The 16,157-nt window shown below is 62.9% G+C and carries 17 protein-coding genes; 8 read left to right on the top strand and 9 right to left on the bottom strand.

Annotated elements, in window-relative coordinates:
- Positions 1 to 49: 49 nt before the first annotated feature.
- Positions 50 to 1,432 (bottom strand): CoA transferase, encoded by a 1,383-nt coding sequence (locus PHS32_RS09310; RefSeq protein WP_301078650.1) that lies wholly within the window; start codon positions 1,430 to 1,432, stop codon positions 50 to 52.
- A gap of 173 nt (positions 1,433 to 1,605) precedes the next feature.
- Between PHS32_RS09310 and PHS32_RS09305 the strand changes: the two genes are divergently transcribed.
- The 6 genes from PHS32_RS09305 (at position 1,606) to PHS32_RS09280 (ending at position 6,902) form a co-directional block, all read left to right on the top strand.
- Positions 1,606 to 2,391: a creatininase family protein gene (locus PHS32_RS09305; RefSeq protein ID WP_301078649.1), complete on the top strand. Its 786-nt coding sequence runs from the start codon at positions 1,606 to 1,608 to the stop codon at positions 2,389 to 2,391.
- 167 nt (positions 2,392 to 2,558) lie between these two features.
- Entirely contained in the window at positions 2,559 to 3,686 is a 1,128-nt protein-coding gene (locus PHS32_RS09300; protein WP_301078683.1) for a YncE family protein, read from the top strand.
- Between the two features lie 99 nt (positions 3,687 to 3,785).
- A complete protein-coding gene (locus tag PHS32_RS09295) occupies positions 3,786 to 4,688 on the top strand; it encodes an amino acid ABC transporter substrate-binding protein (protein WP_301078648.1) in 903 nt (300 codons plus the stop codon).
- Positions 4,689 to 4,713: 25 nt separating this feature from the next.
- On the top strand, positions 4,714 to 5,451 hold the full coding sequence (locus tag PHS32_RS09290; protein ID WP_301078647.1) for an amino acid ABC transporter permease: 738 nt from the start codon (positions 4,714 to 4,716) through the stop codon (positions 5,449 to 5,451).
- Between the two features lie 3 nt (positions 5,452 to 5,454).
- Positions 5,455 to 6,147 carry an ABC transporter permease subunit gene (locus PHS32_RS09285; protein ID WP_301078646.1) on the top strand — a complete coding sequence of 231 codons (693 nt, stop codon included), beginning with the start codon at positions 5,455 to 5,457 and terminating at the stop codon, positions 6,145 to 6,147.
- A 26-nt stretch (positions 6,148 to 6,173) separates the two neighbouring features.
- The gene (locus PHS32_RS09280) at positions 6,174 to 6,902 is read left to right on the top strand and encodes an amino acid ABC transporter ATP-binding protein (RefSeq protein ID WP_301078682.1); all 729 of its coding nucleotides are present in this window, start codon (positions 6,174 to 6,176) and stop codon (positions 6,900 to 6,902) included.
- A gap of 86 nt (positions 6,903 to 6,988) precedes the next feature.
- On the opposite strand, the gene PHS32_RS09275 is transcribed toward PHS32_RS09280, so the two are convergent.
- The 8 genes from PHS32_RS09275 to PHS32_RS09240 form a co-directional block, all read right to left on the bottom strand.
- On the bottom strand, positions 6,989 to 7,369 hold the full coding sequence (locus PHS32_RS09275; RefSeq protein WP_301078645.1) for a DUF86 domain-containing protein: 381 nt from the start codon (positions 7,367 to 7,369) through the stop codon (positions 6,989 to 6,991).
- Entirely contained in the window at positions 7,366 to 7,656 is a 291-nt protein-coding gene (locus tag PHS32_RS09270; RefSeq protein WP_301078644.1) for a nucleotidyltransferase family protein, read from the bottom strand. Before PHS32_RS09270 ends, PHS32_RS09275 begins: the two co-directional genes overlap by 4 nt.
- A gap of 116 nt (positions 7,657 to 7,772) precedes the next feature.
- The gene (locus tag PHS32_RS09265) at positions 7,773 to 8,486 is read right to left on the bottom strand and encodes an ABC transporter ATP-binding protein (protein WP_301078643.1); all 714 of its coding nucleotides are present in this window, start codon (positions 8,484 to 8,486) and stop codon (positions 7,773 to 7,775) included.
- A complete protein-coding gene (locus tag PHS32_RS09260; RefSeq protein ID WP_301078642.1) occupies positions 8,476 to 9,240 on the bottom strand; it encodes an ABC transporter ATP-binding protein in 765 nt (254 codons plus the stop codon). The genes PHS32_RS09265 and PHS32_RS09260 overlap by 11 nt, the downstream gene beginning before the upstream one ends.
- Positions 9,233 to 10,237, bottom strand: a complete 1,005-nt coding sequence (locus PHS32_RS09255; protein WP_301078641.1) for a branched-chain amino acid ABC transporter permease — start codon at positions 10,235 to 10,237, stop codon at positions 9,233 to 9,235. Before PHS32_RS09255 ends, PHS32_RS09260 begins: the two co-directional genes overlap by 8 nt.
- Positions 10,238 to 10,253: 16 nt before the next feature.
- Positions 10,254 to 11,135, bottom strand: coding sequence for a branched-chain amino acid ABC transporter permease (locus tag PHS32_RS09250; protein ID WP_301078681.1), 882 nt, complete (start codon positions 11,133 to 11,135; stop codon positions 10,254 to 10,256).
- A gap of 184 nt (positions 11,136 to 11,319) precedes the next feature.
- Entirely contained in the window at positions 11,320 to 12,423 is a 1,104-nt protein-coding gene (locus PHS32_RS09245; protein WP_301078680.1) for an ABC transporter substrate-binding protein, read from the bottom strand.
- A 56-nt stretch (positions 12,424 to 12,479) separates the two neighbouring features.
- Positions 12,480 to 13,316 carry an alpha/beta hydrolase gene (locus PHS32_RS09240; RefSeq protein WP_301078640.1) on the bottom strand — a complete coding sequence of 279 codons (837 nt, stop codon included), beginning with the start codon at positions 13,314 to 13,316 and terminating at the stop codon, positions 12,480 to 12,482.
- 91 nt (positions 13,317 to 13,407) lie between these two features.
- On the opposite strand from PHS32_RS09240, the gene PHS32_RS09235 reads away from it, so the two are divergent.
- Positions 13,408 to 14,370, top strand: a complete 963-nt coding sequence (locus tag PHS32_RS09235) for a helix-turn-helix transcriptional regulator (RefSeq protein ID WP_301078639.1) — start codon at positions 13,408 to 13,410, stop codon at positions 14,368 to 14,370.
- Between the two features lie 110 nt (positions 14,371 to 14,480).
- Entirely contained in the window at positions 14,481 to 16,139 is a 1,659-nt protein-coding gene (gene boxC / locus PHS32_RS09230) for a 2,3-epoxybenzoyl-CoA dihydrolase (RefSeq protein ID WP_301078637.1), read from the top strand.
- Positions 16,140 to 16,157: the final 18 nt, after the last annotated feature.

The raw sequence follows: 16,157 nt of genomic DNA, 5'->3' as shown, positions 1-16,157 counted from the left end.
GATTATCGGCGGGTCTCCCGGCCGGGCTCCGCCGCAGTGGCATTAGAAATCAGGGCCACACCGCGGCACTGCTGCCGGGCGGCATTGATGGGCGCTGCCAGCGGGCCGGTGTACGCGCCAGCTGGGCACTGTGGCGCACCGCGCACAACGCGCCAAAGCCGGAGGGCGAAGTCTCAAGATAGGGAGCCAGGTCGGGCCTTGCCGCGGCCAGCCCACCGGTCACGCGCCCGAGTCGGCGCAGCCACTGTCCGGTCTGCGCCAGCGCTACCTGCACCTGCCAGCTGCCGCCTTCGCGCTGCTGGCGCCACAGCGCCGCTGCCGCACCAAATGCCAGCAGGTAGCCGGTGGCTTCATCAAGAATCTGCATCGGCATCGGTCGTGGCACGCCATCGCCGGCCGCCTCGCCCTCGGCGTGGTTGAAGCCCATGGCGGTCTGTACCAGCGAGTCGAAGCCGCGCCGCTCGGCCCAGGGGCCTTGCGTGCCATAGGCGCTGAGCGAGACATAGACGATGCCGGGGCGCAGCCGGGCGATCTCCTCGGCACCGTAACCCAGGGCCGCGAGTCCGCCGGGTCGGTAGCCTTGCACGAAAACATGCGCCTGGCCCAGCAGGCGTTCCAGCGCGGCGCGGCCCTGTCCGCTGCGCAAGTCGGCGTGGGCCGAGAGTTTGCCGCGGCTGGTGTCGGCAATCGCCTCGATGTTGGGCAGATGGGGCGAGTTGATGAGCATCACGTCGGCGCCATAGGCCGCCAGCGCCCGGCCACCGACCGGGCCGGCCAGAATGCGAGTCAGGTCCAGCACGCGCAGGCCGGTCAGGGGCGGCTGGTCCTCGCGCAACGGTGGCAAGGCCAGTGGTGATACTTCCTCGCCGATGCGGGTGATGCTGAAAAGGGGTTGGCTGCTCAAGGCCTGCCCTTGCGGTGTGGCGTCCCACTCGTCGAAGCGGCGCAATGCGGTGGCTACCAGATTCAAGTTGGCGGTGGCGTTCTCGAAGTCGATGGCACGCCAGCGCAGCAGCGCCTGCTCGGCGTCACTGCGTCGCGCCGTCGCCGGATCAAGGCCCAGCAGGCGCAGTGCACCCTCGCGGTGGTGCCGGAAGTTGGCGTGCAGCCGGACATGACCATCGGCGCAGCGGTACAAGCCGGAAAATGCATCCCAGGTTTCCGGCACCCGGCCGTCGACGCTGAACCAGCCGCTGCATTCGATGGCGGCGTGCGTCATATCGACCGTCACGCGCTGGCGCGCGACGCCGCGTTGCTGGCCGACCTCGCAGGCCGCCAAGGCAGCGGCGGCAACAGTGCACTGGGCCGCAGTGCCGACCCGGAAGGAAGAGGGGAACACCGGGTCCGCACCTCGGAGGTCGGCGCAAGCCAGGGCTTGGGCAGGTAGTCCTGCGGCTTGCCACAGGTCTTGCAATATTTCGCCAGGAGTCATCTACGGGTTCCTCTTTACTCGATGACCGAGCTTAGCAAAAGACCGATGCTGGGGTGCTGCCGCGCCCCAACTGATGAGATACTGCGATTTTCATCCGCATGGTTTCAATGCAGAACAGAAACTTTCCTTTTTCGGATCGTTGGGGCAGCCGGGTCCGGCTGGTTCTTTGCTTGGTGGCAGTCTTCTTTGGGGTTGCCCAGGCGCAGGCCGCCGTGTCCCGGAGCAATTACCTTGAAGAACTGACCTGGACCGAACTGCGCGACCGGGTCGGCACCGGAGCCACCACCGTCCTGGTACCGATAGGTGGCACCGAACAGAACGGGCCGCATATGGTGCTGGGCAAGCACAACGTTCGGGTTCATGTGTTGGCCGGCGAGATCGCCCAGCGTCTTGGCAACGCCTTGGTGGCGCCGGTCATTGCCTACGTGCCTGAAGGTTCGATTCATCCGCCGGCGGCGCACATGCGTTTTGCCGGAACGATCTCCATATCGGATGCCAGCTTCGAAGCCATGCTGGAAGCCACGGCGCGCAGTTTCAAGCAACATGGTTTTCGTGACGTGGTGTTTTTGGGAGACCATGGCGGTTATCAAAAAAATGAGGAAAAAGTGGCCCAGAAGCTCAACCGCGAGTGGTCCAAGGATCCGGCCTGCCGGGTTCATGCCTTGCTGGACTACTACAGAGTCACCGAAACCGCGTATGTGGCCGCGCTCCGGAGCAAGGGCTACAGCGATGACGAGATCGGACAACACGCCGGACTGGCCGACACCTCGCTGGCGCTGGCGGTCGACAAAAACCTGGTCCGGACGGAACTGCTTGCCAGTTCCGCCAAGGCGACGCGGCAGGACGGTGTCTTGGGCGATCCGCGCAAATCTTCGGCCGAACTGGGGCAGCTTGGCGTTGAACAAATCGTTCAGACTTCGGTCGCGGCGATTCTCAGCCGGGTGCGCCAGCAGCGGTGATCTTGAAAGAAATGTTTCCAGGGTATTGAATGTCCAAAAAATCAAAAATCAGCTGGTTTGCCGGTTTGGCCATGGCCGCGACAGTGATCGTTTTTGGCAGCACGCTGGTTCACGGCGCGGCGCCTGCGCCAGAGCCGGCGGCGGCCTCTATCGCCACGGTGGAGGGCATGCCGCCGGTCGTCGACGGCAGGAATCTCTACAGCGAAACCGGTGCGGGGCATATGAGCGCAGCGGTCAAAAACCACCTTGAACGGGTCTATGTTCCGAATCTGCGGTCCAACGATGTCTATGTCATAGACCCGGCGACGTCCAAGGTGCTGGACCGTTTCAAGGTCGGGGTCGCGCCCCAGCACATCGTTCCATCCTGGGATCTGAAAACCTTGTGGGTTGCCAACAACGCCGAGCGTCGCCTGATCGGCAGCCTGACACCGATAGACCCGCTGACCGGCAAGGCTGGCAGATCGATCCCCGTCGACGACCCCTACAACATGTATTTCACACCGGATGGCCAATCGGCCATCGTCGTGGCGGAAGCACGCAAGCGGCTCGATTTCCGGGATCCGCAAAGCATGAAGCTGCAGTACTCCATTGCTACACCCAACTGCGGCGGCATCAACCACGCCGATTTTTCAATCGATGGCAGGTACGCACTTTTCACCTGCGAATTCAACGGTAGCGTGACCAAGATTGACCTCGTCAATCGGCGTGTTGTGGGTGAGCTGAAGCTGGCCATGCCACGCACCCGGTTCAAGGAATCGGCCAATCAGCCGTTCGATCCCAGCCTGAGCGAAATTTGCACTGCTTCCAAGGGAATGCCGCAGGACATTCGCATCGCGCCGGATGGAAAACGTTTCTATGTTGCCGACATGGAGGCCGATGGCGTCCACGTGGTGGATGGCGAGGCCCTGAAGGAAGTCGACTTCATTGCCACCGGCGTTGGCGCGCACGGTCTCTATCCCAGTCGGGACGGCAAGCTGCTTTACGTCGCGAACCGGGGCACGCACCGTATTCATGGCGCCAGACACGGCGCCGGCGGCGTCACGGTGATCGACTTTGCGAGCAACAAAGTGCTGGCCCAGTGGCTGGTCCCGGGCGGCGGCAGCCCCGACATGGGCAATGTCAGCGCCGACGGCAAGACACTGTGGCTGGCCGGCCGCTTCGACGATGTGGTTTATCGTTTCGATACCGGCAGCGGAAAAGTGGCGCAAATCAAAGTCGGGCAGGAACCGCACGGTTTGACGGTCTGGCCGCAGCCGGGCCGCTATTCATTGGGTCATACCGGCAACCTTCGCTGAGCGCCTGCCCTTTCCCGCAGTAACATTGCACCTGTTTGCATCGCGCGCTGGGTCTGGGCAAAACAGATCGGCACATCGTTTAACCAAGAAGGAGATCGTATGAAACTCACGCGAAAACTTATAGGCACATTGTTGCTGGCCGGCATCGCCTGCGGCGCACTGGCGCAAGGCACCCTGGAAAAAGTGCGCGCCGCTGGCACCATCACGGTGGGCAATCGGGACGCCTCGATTCCGTTCTCGTACCTCGATGACAAGCAGCAACCGATCGGCTATGCCATGGACTTGTGCGCCCGTATCGTCGATGCCGTCAAAGTCGAACTGAAGCTGCCCAACCTGAAGGTCGTCTATCAGCCGGTGACATCCGCCACCCGGATTCCGCTGCTGGCCAACGGCACGATCGACCTCGAATGCGGCTCCACCACCAACAACGCCGAGCGCCAGAAACAGGTCAGCTACACCATCACCCACTTTCTTACCGCCAACCGCTTCATCGCCAAGAAGGCCGACAAGCTCAACGCCCTGGCCGATCTGAAGGGCAAGACAGTGGTCTCCACCTCGGGCACCACCAACATCAAGCAGCTCACCGAACTCAACGGGGCGAAAAACCTGGGCATCAACATCCTGGCCGCCAAGGACCATGCCGAGGCTTTCCTGATGGTCGAGACCGGCCGTGCCGTGGCTTTCGTGATGGACGACATCCTGCTGGCCAGTCTGGCGGCCAGCAGCGCCAACCCAGGCCAATGGCAGATCTCGGCGGAGGCAATGTCACTGCCCGAGCCCTACGGCATCATGCTGCGCAAGGACGATCCGGCCTTCAAGAAGGTGGTTGACGCGGCCATGGTCAACATCTACAAGAGCGGCGAGATCAACAAGATCTACGCCAAGTGGTTTACCAGCCCGATCCCCCCCAAGGGCATCAACCTGAACATGCCGATGAACCCCGTGTTCAAGAACCTGACGGTCAACCCGATCGACTCACCCGATCCGGCGGCTTACAAGTAAGGCAGGCGCAGGGCGCGAAGCACGCATGAACTACCACTGGAACTGGGGCATCTTCTGGGAACTGTCGCCGGATGCCAGCGGCACCTATTTGCAGACCTTGTTCAATGGCCTGCGCTGGACGCTGGCCACCGGCTTCACGGCCTGGGTGATTGCACTCGCCCTGGGGCTGGTCATCGGCACCGTGCGCACCACGCCCTTGGTCTGGGCGGTGCGCTTGGGCAATGCCTATGTCGAACTGTTCCGCAACATCCCTTTGCTGGTGCAGATGTTCCTGTGGTTTTTTGTGGTGCCGGAACTGTTGCCAACGTCCCTGGGCAGTTGGCTCAAGCAATTGCCCAACTCAAGCTTCTGGACGGCGGTCGTGGCCTTGGCCTTTTTCACGTCGGCGCGTGTCGCCGAACTGGTGCGCGCCGGCATCGGGTCGCTGCCGCGCGGGCAGATGGCCGCCAGCACCGCACTCGGCATGACGCTGCCACAGACGTACCGCCATGTGCTGCTGCCGATGGCCGTGCGCATCGTGCTGCCGCCCCTGACCAGCGAATTTCTCAACATCCTCAAGAACACGGCGGTGGCTTTGACCATAGGCCTGATGGAGCTGACTGCCAGCACGCGCTCGATGCAGGAGTTCAGCTTCCAGATCTTCGAAGCCTTTAGCGCCGCCACCCTGATTTACCTGGTCGTCAACGGCATCGTCGTGTTGGCGATGCGCGGTCTTGAGCGCTGGGTCGCGGTGCCCGGCTATATCGGCGGAAGATCGAGCTAAGCCATGTTCCAGAACTTCGACTTCGACGTCATCGCGCGCACCTGGCAGGTGCTGATTTTTCAGGGCCTGGCCTTCACGCTGGAGGTTACCGTGATGGCCATGGCCGGCGGCATTGTGCTGGGCACGCTGCTGGCCATGATGCGGCTGTCTTCGGTCAAGCCCATGGCCTGGATGGCGGCAGTCTACGTCAACGGACTGCGCGCTATCCCGCTGGTGCTGGTCATTTTCTGGTTCTATTTCCTGGTGCCTTACATCGGCGCCTGGATCATAGGCTCGCCAACGCCGATCAAGGTCGGTGCTTTCACGTCGGCCCTGGTGACCTTCATCCTGTTCGAGGCCTGCTACTACTGCGAGATCATGCGCGCCGGCATCCAGAGCATCGCCAGCGGACAGGCCAATGCGGGCTATGCCTTGGGCTTGACTTACTGGCAAGTCATGCGCCAGGTGGTGCTACCGCAGGCCTTTCGCAACATGACGCCCGTCCTGCTGACGCAGACCATCATCCTGTTCCAGGACGTCTCGCTGGTCTACATCATCTCGCTGCCGGACTTTGTCACCATGGCCAGCAAGGTCGCCCAGCGCGACGGCCGCCTGGTCGAGATGTATCTCTTTGTGGCCGTGGTGTACTTTGCCCTCTGCCTGTTCCTGTCCTTCTGGGTCAAGCGCTTGCAGACCCGTATCGCCATCGCACGCTAAGAAAAAAGAAAGTTTTCCCCATGGCCATGATAGAACTCAGCAACGTCAGCAAGTGGTACGGCAGCTTCCAGGTGCTGAAGAACTGCAGTACCCAGGTCGACAAGGGCGAGGTGGTGGTGATTTGCGGCCCCTCGGGCTCCGGCAAGTCGACGCTGATCAAGACCGTCAACGCACTGGAGCCGTTCCAGCAGGGCAAGATCACGGTTGACGGCATCGACGTGGGTGGCCGCGGAACCGACCTGCCCAAGCTGCGCGCGCGCATCGGCATGGTGTTCCAGAGTTTCGAGTTGTTCCCGCATTTGTCGATCACCAACAACCTGGCGCTGGCGCAGGTCATGGTGCTCAAGCGTCCCCAGGACGAGGCGGTGCAGCGCGGCCTCAAGCTGCTCGACCGCGTCGGCCTATTGGCACACAAGGACAAATTTCCGGGCCAACTCTCGGGCGGCCAGCAGCAGCGTGTGGCGATCGCGCGCGCCCTCTCCATGGACCCGATCGCCATGTTGTTTGACGAGCCGACGTCGGCGCTGGACCCGGAAATGATCAATGAGGTGTTGGACGTGATGGTCGAGCTGGCCCATGAAGGCATGACCATGATGGTGGTCTCGCACGAGATGGGTTTCGCAAAAAAAGTGGCCAATCGCGTGATCTTCATGGACCAGGGCGAGATCGTCGAGGATGCGACCAAGGAGGAGTTCTTTGGCAGCCCGCGTTCCGATCGCGCGCAGTTGTTTCTGTCGAAGATTCTCAGTCATTGACGGAAGCCGGAGTACCCGTTTCAACGCCGTGACGGCTGCAAGCGACCAAGGCGGCTGGCGCGGTGGCCGGCGGCAGTCGCGGGGTGTCAAAAACGGGGGGTGTCCTTGTGAGGCAAGTCTCCAAGCACTTGCTTCACCTGCGTGTGCAGTCCGGCGAGTTCGTTCTGAACGGTCTTCCAGACGATTTCCAAGTCCACCTTGAAATACCCATGTGCTACCGCGTTGCGCATCTGATAGGCGAACGCCAGGGGTAATTCAGGATGGGTCGCTGCGAACTCGGGGTAATGAGACACGATGTTGTGACTGGCCTCGCCGATGATTTCAAAGTTCCGAATCACCGCGTCCTGAGCCATTTCGTTCTGCAAGAACGCCAACTCGTCAAGGTCTTCGGTGTACCGCTCGATACGTTCAATGGCTTGCGCAATGTGGCATAGGTAATCGGACAACCTTTGCTTGTCGCGGCTCATATGGGCATCGCTTCCGCCAGAACCGTGGCGCGAAATCTGTCTGGTAATGCTTTCGGTGTCAACACATCAACCGGCAAGCCAAGGAGTTGAAGCAACTCATGGCGAATCGCCCCAATGTCGAAGAGTGTGGTCTCCGGCGTAGGGTCGATCAAAATGTCGAGGTCGCTGTCTTCGGTGTCGTCACCGTGAACCACGGACCCGAACACCCGAGGGTTGCACGCCCGGTGCGATTCGACGATACGGCGGATGCTGCCCCGGTGGGCGGATAGAGCTTCGGAGGGTTTCATTGCTGGCATCCCTTTGCGGGTCACAAGGTGGAGTATCAAATCCGGATACCCGAACTTTTAAGTGCAGATTATCCAGCTTTGTGAAGCCCACACAACCAAAGTTGCGTGCTGGCCCGTCAAACCCCCAGGTAAGCCGACAAGGCCGGGTTGCCGGCCAGTTCGCCGGACGCCCCGTGCAGCACCACGCGGCCTTTCTGCAGCACCAGGGCCTGGTCGGAGCGCGCCAGTACCTTGCGGTAGTCGCGGTCGACGATCAAGGTGGCGATGCCACTGGCGCGAATCTCGCCGATGACGCGCCAGATGTCGGCCACGATCAGCGGCGCCAGCCCTTCGGTCGCCTCGTCCAGCACGATCAGTTCCGGGTGCGTCATCAAGGCCCGGCCAATCGACAGCATTTGCTGCTCGCCGCCGGACAGTTGCCCGCCCAATTGGGCCACCCGCTCGCCCAGCCTGGGAAAAGTCTCCAGCACGCGCTCATAAGGCCAGTCCATGCGCCCGTCGCGGCCGCGCCGTGCCGCCATCACCAGGTTTTCGCGCACCGAGAGATTGGGAAACACGCCACGCCCCTCGGGCACGTAAGCGACCCCCAGGCGGGCCACCTGGTGCGGCTGCAAGTGCGAGGCGTCCTGCCCGAACAGATGGATCTGGCCGTCGCGCTGCGCCACATGACCCAGCAGGGTGCGGATCAGCGTGCTCTTGCCCATGCCGTTGCGGCCCAGCAAGCCAAACGTCTGGCCGCGCGCAATTTGCAGGTCGACCCCCAGCAGCACATGGCTGGAGCCGTACCAGGCGTGAACGCCGTGAGCGTCGACGATCAGATCATTGCGCATCCGATAGCTCCCCCAGGTAGGCCAGCCGTACTTCCGGACTGTTGCGCACGAAAGCCGGCGAGCCGGAGGCGATGACGGCGCCGTTGACCATCACCGTGATGCGGTCGGCGATGCGAAAGACAGCGTCCATGTCGTGTTCCACCAGCAGGATGGCATGGTCTTTTTTCAGCTCCGCCAGCAGGCTCAGCATGCGTTCGGTTTCCTCCGCGCCCATGCCGGCCAGGGGCTCGTCGAGCAGCAGCACCTCGGGGCCGCTGGCCAGGCACATCGCGACCTCCAGTTGGCGCTTCTGGCCGTGCGACAGCAGCCCGGCGGTGCGTTCCAGCACTTCGGCCAGACCGGCGCGTTGCGCTACTTCCAGCGCCACCCGGGTGCTGACTTGGCAGCGCTGGGCATCCTGCCAGAAGGCCCACGGCTTGGGCTGGCGCATCTGCGCCGCCAGCCGGCAGTTCTCCAGCACGCTGAAGCTGGGGTAGATGGTGTTGCGCTGGTAGCTGCGACCCAGGCCAAAGCGGGCGCGCCGGGGCTGCGACCAGGCCGTCACGTCCCGGCCCAGCAGTTCGATCTGCCCGCTGCTGGGTGCCAGCTCGCCCGACAGGATGTTGATCAGGGTCGACTTGCCGGCGCCGTTGGGCCCGATCACCGCGTGCACGCTCTGGCGCTCCAACTGCAACGAAACCCGGTTCAGCGCGATCAGGCCACCCCAGACGCGCGTGATCTCTTTGGCGCGCAACAGCACCTTGGCCTCACTCATCGTCAGGCTCCCCGCTGTCCGTCGCAGAGTCAGGCTTGGCGCGCGCCCGCAGCCGCTCGGCCAGTTGTTGCGGCAGGCCCACCAGCCCGCGCGGCAGCAGCGCCACGCTGGCGATGATGGTCAGGCCCAGGCCCAGTTGCCAATGCTTGGCGAAGTCGCCAAAGATGACTTCCGATTTGAACAACTCCTGTAGCATGGCAAACGCGAAAGCGCCCAGCACGGCCCCGCGCAACTGCCCGATACCACCCAGAATGATCATGATCAGCACGTTGCCGGAGACGTGCCAGCTGATCAGCTCCGGGTTCACAAAACCGTCCTTCACGGCAAACAGGAAGCCGGCCAGCCCGGCGATGCCGCCGGAGATGACAAAGGCCGCCAGCTTGTACCAGTAGGTCGAGAAACCGGTGGCCCGCATGCGCTGCTCGTTGACCCGGATGCCGGCCAGCGCGCGGCCAAAGCGCGAGCGCAGCAGCAGCGTCAGGAAGGCGAACACGAGGCCCAGGCAGGCCAGTGTGAACAGGTACAGCGTCAGCGGCCGGTCCAGGTCCAGCAAGCTGCCCAGCACCGGTTTGGTGGTCATGTAAATGCCGTCGGTGCCGCCGCCCAGCGGCGTGTCGTGCGCCACGTAATAGGCCATCTGGGAAAAGGCCAGCGTCACCATGATGAAGTAGACGCCTTTGGTGCGCAGCGACAGGGCGCCCACCAGCAGCGCGTAGAGGGCCGCCGCCAGCACGCAGGCCGGCAGCAGCCACAGCACGGAAGGCGAGGCGTCCTGCGGCGACAGGCGCACCGCCGCATAGGCGCCCAGGCCCAGGAACGCGGCCTGGCCGAAGCACACCAAGCCGGTGCCGCCCACCAGCAATTCGAGACTGAGCGCAAAGACGGCGAAGATCATGATCTTGGTGACCAGGTCGATGCCGTATTTGCCGGCGATCAGCGGAAACAGCGCCAACAGCGCAAAAGCCAGCAGGACGAAGATGATCTTGGCTTGCTTCATGGGCTTGATCCGCTGCTTAGCCGGCCTTGAAGAGGCCATCCGGCCGCCACAGCAGAATCAGCGCCATCAGCACGTAGATCAGCACGCCGGAGGCCTGTGGCAGCAGCACTTTGCCGAAAGTGTCGACGACGCCGATCAGCAGGGACGCCAGCAGAGCGCCGCGGATCGAGCCAATGCCGCCGATCACCACCACCACAAAGCAGATGATCAGAACGGTGTTGCCCATGCCCGGATAGACCGACGACACCGGTGCCGCCACCATGCCGGCGAACACCGCCACGGCAACGCCGGCCGCGAACACCACCCGGTACAGGAATTTGATATCGATGCCCAGCGACTGGACCATCTCGCGATTGGTGCTGCCGGCCCGTATCATCATGCCGAGCCGGGTGCGCGTGAACACCAGGTACATGGCCAGCGCCAGCAGCAGGCAGACCGCCGAGATGAACAGCCGGTAGACCGGGTAAGTCATCATCTCGCCCAGCGGCAGCGTGCCGGCCAGAATGTCGGGCGGCGCCACGCCGTGCACGTCGTCGCCGACCAGCAAACTGCGCAACTCCTCGAACACCAGGATCAGGCCATAGGTCATCAACACCTGCTGCAGATGCTCGCGCTGGTACAGGAAGCTGAAGAACACCCATTCCAGCACGTAACCCAGCAGCACGGCCAGCACCAGCCCGACCAGCAAGGTGGCGAAAAAGCCGCCGCCCAAGGTGCCGCCGACGATCGGTGCCAGCGCATAGGCCATGTAGGCACCGATCATGTAGAAGCTGCCGTGTGCCAGGTTGATGACGCCCATGATGCCGAAGATCAGGGTCAGCCCGGAGGCCACCAGAAACAGCAAGAGGCCGTACTGCAAGGCGTTCAGGCACTGGATCAGGAAGAACAGCAGGTCCATATACGCAGTGGATTGGCGCGCCGAACTTTCCATGAACCGGCCCCGCCCTGGCTGTCATTGCAGTGGCGTAGCACTGGATCCCGGATCGAGTCCGGGATGACAAGCACTTTGTCATTGCGGGCCCGGCTGTCATTGCGGGCTTGACCCGCAATCCAGTGGTGGTGTGGCACTGGTTGTACCTACCTTACATCTTGCAGCCGCGCGCCGGGTCGGCCAGTGCCTTGCTGATCACACTGACAAAGCGGTTCTCGTTGCCCACCACCTGGCGCAGGTAAATGTCCTGCACCGGGTTGTGCGACTTGGACAGCGTGAAGGCGCCGCGCGGGCTGTCGATCTTGGCTTTTTCGATGGCGCTGACAAAGCCCGCCCGCTTGCTGATATCGCCCTTGACGGCGGCCAGGCCGATGCCCAGCATCTGCGCCGCGTCGTAGCCCTGCACCGCAAACACATCAGGCTGCAGCTTGTAGGTCTTGGCATAGGCCAGGCGGAACGCGTTGTCGCGCGCCGTGCCCAGACTGTCGGCATAGTGCAGGGTGGTCAGCAAGCCTTCCGCCGCCGCACCCTGGGCTTCCAGCGTGCCATCGGTCAGGAAGCCCGGGCCGTACAGGGGAATGCTTTTCTTCAGGCCGGCAGCCGCATAGTCCTTCACGAACTTGACGGCGCCGCCGCCAGAGAAGAAGGTGTAGACGGCATCCGGTTTGGTGGCTGCAATCTCGGTCAGCAAGGCCTGGAATTCGACGTTCGGGAAGGGCAGGGTCAACTCCTTGACCACTTTGCCGCCGGCCTTCTCGAACGACTCCTTGAAACCATTCACCGACTCATCGCCGGCGGCATATTTCCAGGTGATGGTCACTACCTTTTTGTGTCCCTTCTTGGCCACCACCTCGCCCATGGCGTAGCCCGGTTGCCAGTTGGTGAAGGAACTGCGGAAGATGTTGGGCGCGCACATGGCACCGGTCACCACGTCGGCGCCGGCATTGGGCACGATCAGGATGGTGCCGGTGTCCTTGGCGACCTTGGCCATGGCCATGGCGACGCCGGAGTGAACAGTCCCCACCAGCACGTCGACGTTGTCGCGCTTGATCAGCTTGTTGACGTTGTCGGTGGCCTTCGACGGATCGGACTCGTCATCGACCTTGATGAACTCGATTTCCCGACCGCTGAGCTTGCCGCCTTTTTCGGCAAGGTAAAGCCGGAAGCCATTTTCGATGGCATTGCCCAGCGAGGCATAGGTGCCGGTGTAAGGCAGCATCAAGCCGACCTTGAGTTTTGCCGAGGTCTGGGCCATGCTCAGCGGCGCGGCGATGGCACAGGCAGCGATCAGGGAAATGCGGACTAGTTTCTTCACGGTTTGTCTCCTCGTTTATGGTAGTGAAAGAATTCTGTAACGGCGGCGATCAGTCTAACGCTTTGATCGCGGTGCGGCGAGTGCCCGCAGGCCGATAACTCCAATAATTGGGTTTGCGGCACACGCTCGGCAATGCGATGGATCTGTCGCAAGGTGCCGTATTCGTCGTCCAGCCCCTGCACCGCCAGCAGCGGGCAGCCGATGGCACCGATCTGGTTCTCTATCGTCCAATCCCGAAACTCGGGTGCCAGCCAGATCCGATTCCAGCCCCAGAAGGCCGAATCGGGATCGTCATGGTATTTCGCCAGACGCGAGCGCAGGTCCGTTTCCAGATAGGCGGTGCGCGCCAGGGCGATGCTGGCCACCGACACGTCTTCCACCAGGATGTGCGGCGCCAGCAGCACGCAGCCGGCCGCCTGCCGCGGGAAGCGGGCTGCGTACAGCAGGGCGATCGAGCCGCCGTCGCTGTGGCCCAGCAGCCAGGGCGGCTCCATTTGCGTGTTGATGCCCAGTGCCTGGAACAAGGTGGGCAGCACCTCGTAAGCCTGGCGGTGCATGAAGTCGGGCTGCCAGACCTCGTCGGCTGCGCGCGGTGTCGAGCGACCATAGCCGGGCCTGGAGTAGACCAGGCCGCGGCAAGCCAGTGCATCGCACAACTGGCGCGGAAAATCCCGCCACATGGCCAGCGAGCCCAGGCCCTCATGCAGGAACACCAGCAGGGGGGCACTCACTCTTTGCGGCGCCAGCCACTGGTATTCGATGCGCACATTGCGCTCACGCCAGCGGATGTCGGCAAATTCAATCTCTTGCCCGGTGGCTTCTGCTGACGTCAAATTTGCACCGCTGCTCAAAGTCTTCTTTCGTTGCACAATAGGCGGATATGAATTATTGTGCAGGTGTGCACCGTAAGTACCGTTTCGCCTTATGTCAAGCACTATATTGCCATTATCAGGTTTGCACCCTCTGACTAACCCTGACACTGCTTCGGGCCAGCCCGGGGCCGTGGCGCTGGCCGGTAAGAACCCCTTCCTGGCGGCGCTGGGCGAGCGCGTGCGGGCGCTGCGCGCGCGCCGCGGCATGACGCGCAAGGCGCTGGCGCTGGCCGCCGGCGTCTCCGAGCGGCACCTGGCGAACCTGGAGTACGGGGTCGGCAACGCCTCCATTTTGGTGCTGTTGCAAGTGGCTGGCGCCTTGCAGTGCGCGCTGGGGGAACTGGTCAGCGACGTGACCAGTTCGTCGACCGAATGGCTGCTGATCCGCGAGTTGCTGGAGCAGCGCGACGAAGCCACGCTACAGCGCGTGCGCGTCATGATCGGCGAACTGCTGGGCACCGGCGGTGGCAATGCCGGCACCAGCAGCCGCATCGCCTTGATCGGCTTGCGCGGCGCCGGCAAGTCCACCTTGGGCCAACTGCTGGCCGACGATCTGGGTTTTCCGTTTGTCGAACTGAGCCGCGAGATTGAAAAATTTGCCGGCTGCAGCGTCTCTGAGATCCAGGCGCTGTACGGCATCAACGCGTACCGGCGCTACGAGCGCCGGGCGCTGGAAGAGGCGATCCAGATCTACCCGGAGGCGGTGGTCGCCATCCCCGGCGGGCTGGTGTCGGACGCCGGCACCTTCAACCAGTTGCTGGCGCACTGCTCCACGGTCTGGCTGCAAGCCGACCCCGAGGACCACATGAAGCGCGTGCTGGCGCAAGGCGATCTGCGCCCCATGGCGGCCAGCGAAGAGGCGATGGCGGATCTCAAGCGCATTCTGGCCGGCCGCGCTGCGTTTTACTCCAAGGCGCAACTCAGACTCGACACCAGCGCCCAGCCGCTGGAACCCACTTTCCAGGCCTTGCGCAAAATGGTCCGGCAGTTGCTTCAGTTGCCCGACAAGTTCTGAATTTCCCCCTGCCCTGCATGGAAATGTTTTTCTTTGTATGATGTGCACTATTATGCATATACTTGAACGGTAAATGCACTTTTATGCGTGAATTTTGAGGAGAACAAGCCGTGAGCCTACCCAGCCCAGTCGATTACCAGACCGACCCTTCGCAGTACAAGCACTGGAAACTTGAGTTTGATGGCCCGGTCGCCACGCTGCGGGCGGAGTTTGACGAAAACGCCGGCCTGCGTCCCGGCTACAAGCTCAAGCTCAACAGCTACGACCTGGGCGTTGACATTGAACTCAACGACGCCATCGGCCGCATCCGTTTCGAGCACCCCGAGGTGCGCACCGTGGTGCTGACCAGCGCCCGGGAGAAAGTGTTCTGCTCCGGCGCCAATATTTTCATGCTGGGCGTCAGCAGCCATTCCTGGAAAGTGAACTTCTGCAAGTTCACCAACGAGACGCGCAACGGCCTGGAAGACTCCTCCAGCCACAGCGGCCTGAAGTTCCTGGCCGCCGTCAACGGTGCCTGCGCCGGTGGCGGTTACGAGCTGGCGCTGGCCTGTGACGAAATCATTCTGGTGGACGACCGCTCCAGCGCGGTGAGCCTGCCCGAAGTACCCTTGCTGGGTGTGTTGCCCGGCACCGGCGGCCTGACCCGGGTCACCGACAAGCGCCATGTGCGCCACGACCTGGCGGATCTGTTCTGCACCAGTGCCGAGGGCGTGCGCGGTGAAAAGGCACTGGCCTGGCGGCTGGTGGATGCCATCGCCAAACCGGCCGTCTTTGCCCAGCAGGTGCGCCAGCGAGCCCTGGAACTGGCCGCCAAAAGTGATCGCCCCAGCGACGCCAAGGGCGTGGCCCTGACACCTTTGCAGCGCGGCTTCGAGGCCGATGCCTTGCGCTACCCGCATCTGACGGTCGAGGTCGACCGCTCCAAACGCAGCGCCACTTTCAGCGTCAAAGGACCGATGGGCGCGCAGCCGACCAGCATTGCCGCCATCGAGGCCGCCGGCGCCAACTGGTACCCGCTGGCGCTGGCGCGCGAGCTCGAAGACGCCATTCTGTCAATGCGTACCAACGAACTTGAGATCGGCATCTGGCTGCTCAAGACCGAGGGCGACGTTGACGCCGTGCTGGCGCTGGACGCCACCTTGCTGGCGCACCGCAGCCACTGGCTGGTGCGCGAAACCCTGGGCTTGCTGCGGCGCACGCTGAGCCGGCTGGATGTCTCTTCGCGCAGCCTGTTTGCGCTGATTGAACCGGGTTCCTGTTTTGTTGGCACCTTGCTGGAGCTGGCCCTGGCCTGCGACCGCAGCTACCAGCTGGCCTTGCCCGACGACCCGGCGCAAGCCCCTCGCATCGCGCTGACCGAAGCCAATTTCGGGCTCTACCCCATGGTCACCGGCCAGAGCCGTTTGCAGCGGCGCTTCTATGACGAGCAGCCAGCGCTGGACGCGGTGCGTGCCAGCATCGGGCAGGCGCTGACGGCCGACGCTGCCCTCCAACTGGGCCTGGTGACTTCCAGCCCCGACGACATCGACTGGGCCGACGAACTGCGCATTGCCATCGAAGAGCGTGTCAGCATGTCGCCCGATGCGCTGACCGGCCTGGAGGCCAATCTGCGCTTCAATGGCCCGGAGAACATGTTCACCCGCATCTTCGGGCGCTTGACGGCCTGGCAGAACTGGATCTTCCAGCGCCCCAACGCGGTCGGTGAAAAAGGCGCGCTCAAGGTCTATGGCAAAGGCGAAAAAGCGGCATTCGACTGGAACAGAGTGTGAAATTTACCAAGGAGACAA

It is taken from the genome of Rhodoferax sp. (assembly GCF_028714215.1).
GTDB lineage: Bacteria > Pseudomonadota > Gammaproteobacteria > Burkholderiales > Burkholderiaceae_C > Rhodoferax.
The sequence above is the reverse complement of the archived record's forward strand: the minus strand, read 5'-3'. Positions and strand labels throughout refer to the sequence as shown.

What these genes read in the sequence shown, in the direction of transcription:
- PHS32_RS09310 (WP_301078650.1), bottom strand. Translation starts at nt 1,432, where the DNA reads ATGACTCCTGGCGAAATATTGCAAGACCTGTGGCAAGCCGCAGGACTA.
- PHS32_RS09300 (WP_301078683.1), top strand. Translation starts at nt 2,559, where the DNA reads ATGCCGCCGGTCGTCGACGGCAGGAATCTCTACAGCGAAACCGGTGCG.
- PHS32_RS09295 (WP_301078648.1), top strand. Translation starts at nt 3,786, where the DNA reads ATGAAACTCACGCGAAAACTTATAGGCACATTGTTGCTGGCCGGCATC.
- PHS32_RS09290 (WP_301078647.1), top strand. Translation starts at nt 4,714, where the DNA reads ATGAACTACCACTGGAACTGGGGCATCTTCTGGGAACTGTCGCCGGAT.
- PHS32_RS09285 (WP_301078646.1), top strand. Translation starts at nt 5,455, where the DNA reads ATGTTCCAGAACTTCGACTTCGACGTCATCGCGCGCACCTGGCAGGTG.
- PHS32_RS09280 (WP_301078682.1), top strand. Translation starts at nt 6,174, where the DNA reads ATGATAGAACTCAGCAACGTCAGCAAGTGGTACGGCAGCTTCCAGGTG.
- PHS32_RS09275 (WP_301078645.1), bottom strand. Translation starts at nt 7,369, where the DNA reads ATGAGCCGCGACAAGCAAAGGTTGTCCGATTACCTATGCCACATTGCG.
- PHS32_RS09270 (WP_301078644.1), bottom strand. Translation starts at nt 7,656, where the DNA reads ATGAAACCCTCCGAAGCTCTATCCGCCCACCGGGGCAGCATCCGCCGT.
- PHS32_RS09265 (WP_301078643.1), bottom strand. Translation starts at nt 8,486, where the DNA reads ATGCGCAATGATCTGATCGTCGACGCTCACGGCGTTCACGCCTGGTAC.
- PHS32_RS09260 (WP_301078642.1), bottom strand. Translation starts at nt 9,240, where the DNA reads ATGAGTGAGGCCAAGGTGCTGTTGCGCGCCAAAGAGATCACGCGCGTC.
- PHS32_RS09255 (WP_301078641.1), bottom strand. Translation starts at nt 10,237, where the DNA reads ATGAAGCAAGCCAAGATCATCTTCGTCCTGCTGGCTTTTGCGCTGTTG.
- PHS32_RS09250 (WP_301078681.1), bottom strand. Translation starts at nt 11,135, where the DNA reads ATGGACCTGCTGTTCTTCCTGATCCAGTGCCTGAACGCCTTGCAGTAC.
- PHS32_RS09245 (WP_301078680.1), bottom strand. Translation starts at nt 12,423, where the DNA reads ATGGCCCAGACCTCGGCAAAACTCAAGGTCGGCTTGATGCTGCCTTAC.
- PHS32_RS09235 (WP_301078639.1), top strand. Translation starts at nt 13,408, where the DNA reads ATGTCAAGCACTATATTGCCATTATCAGGTTTGCACCCTCTGACTAAC.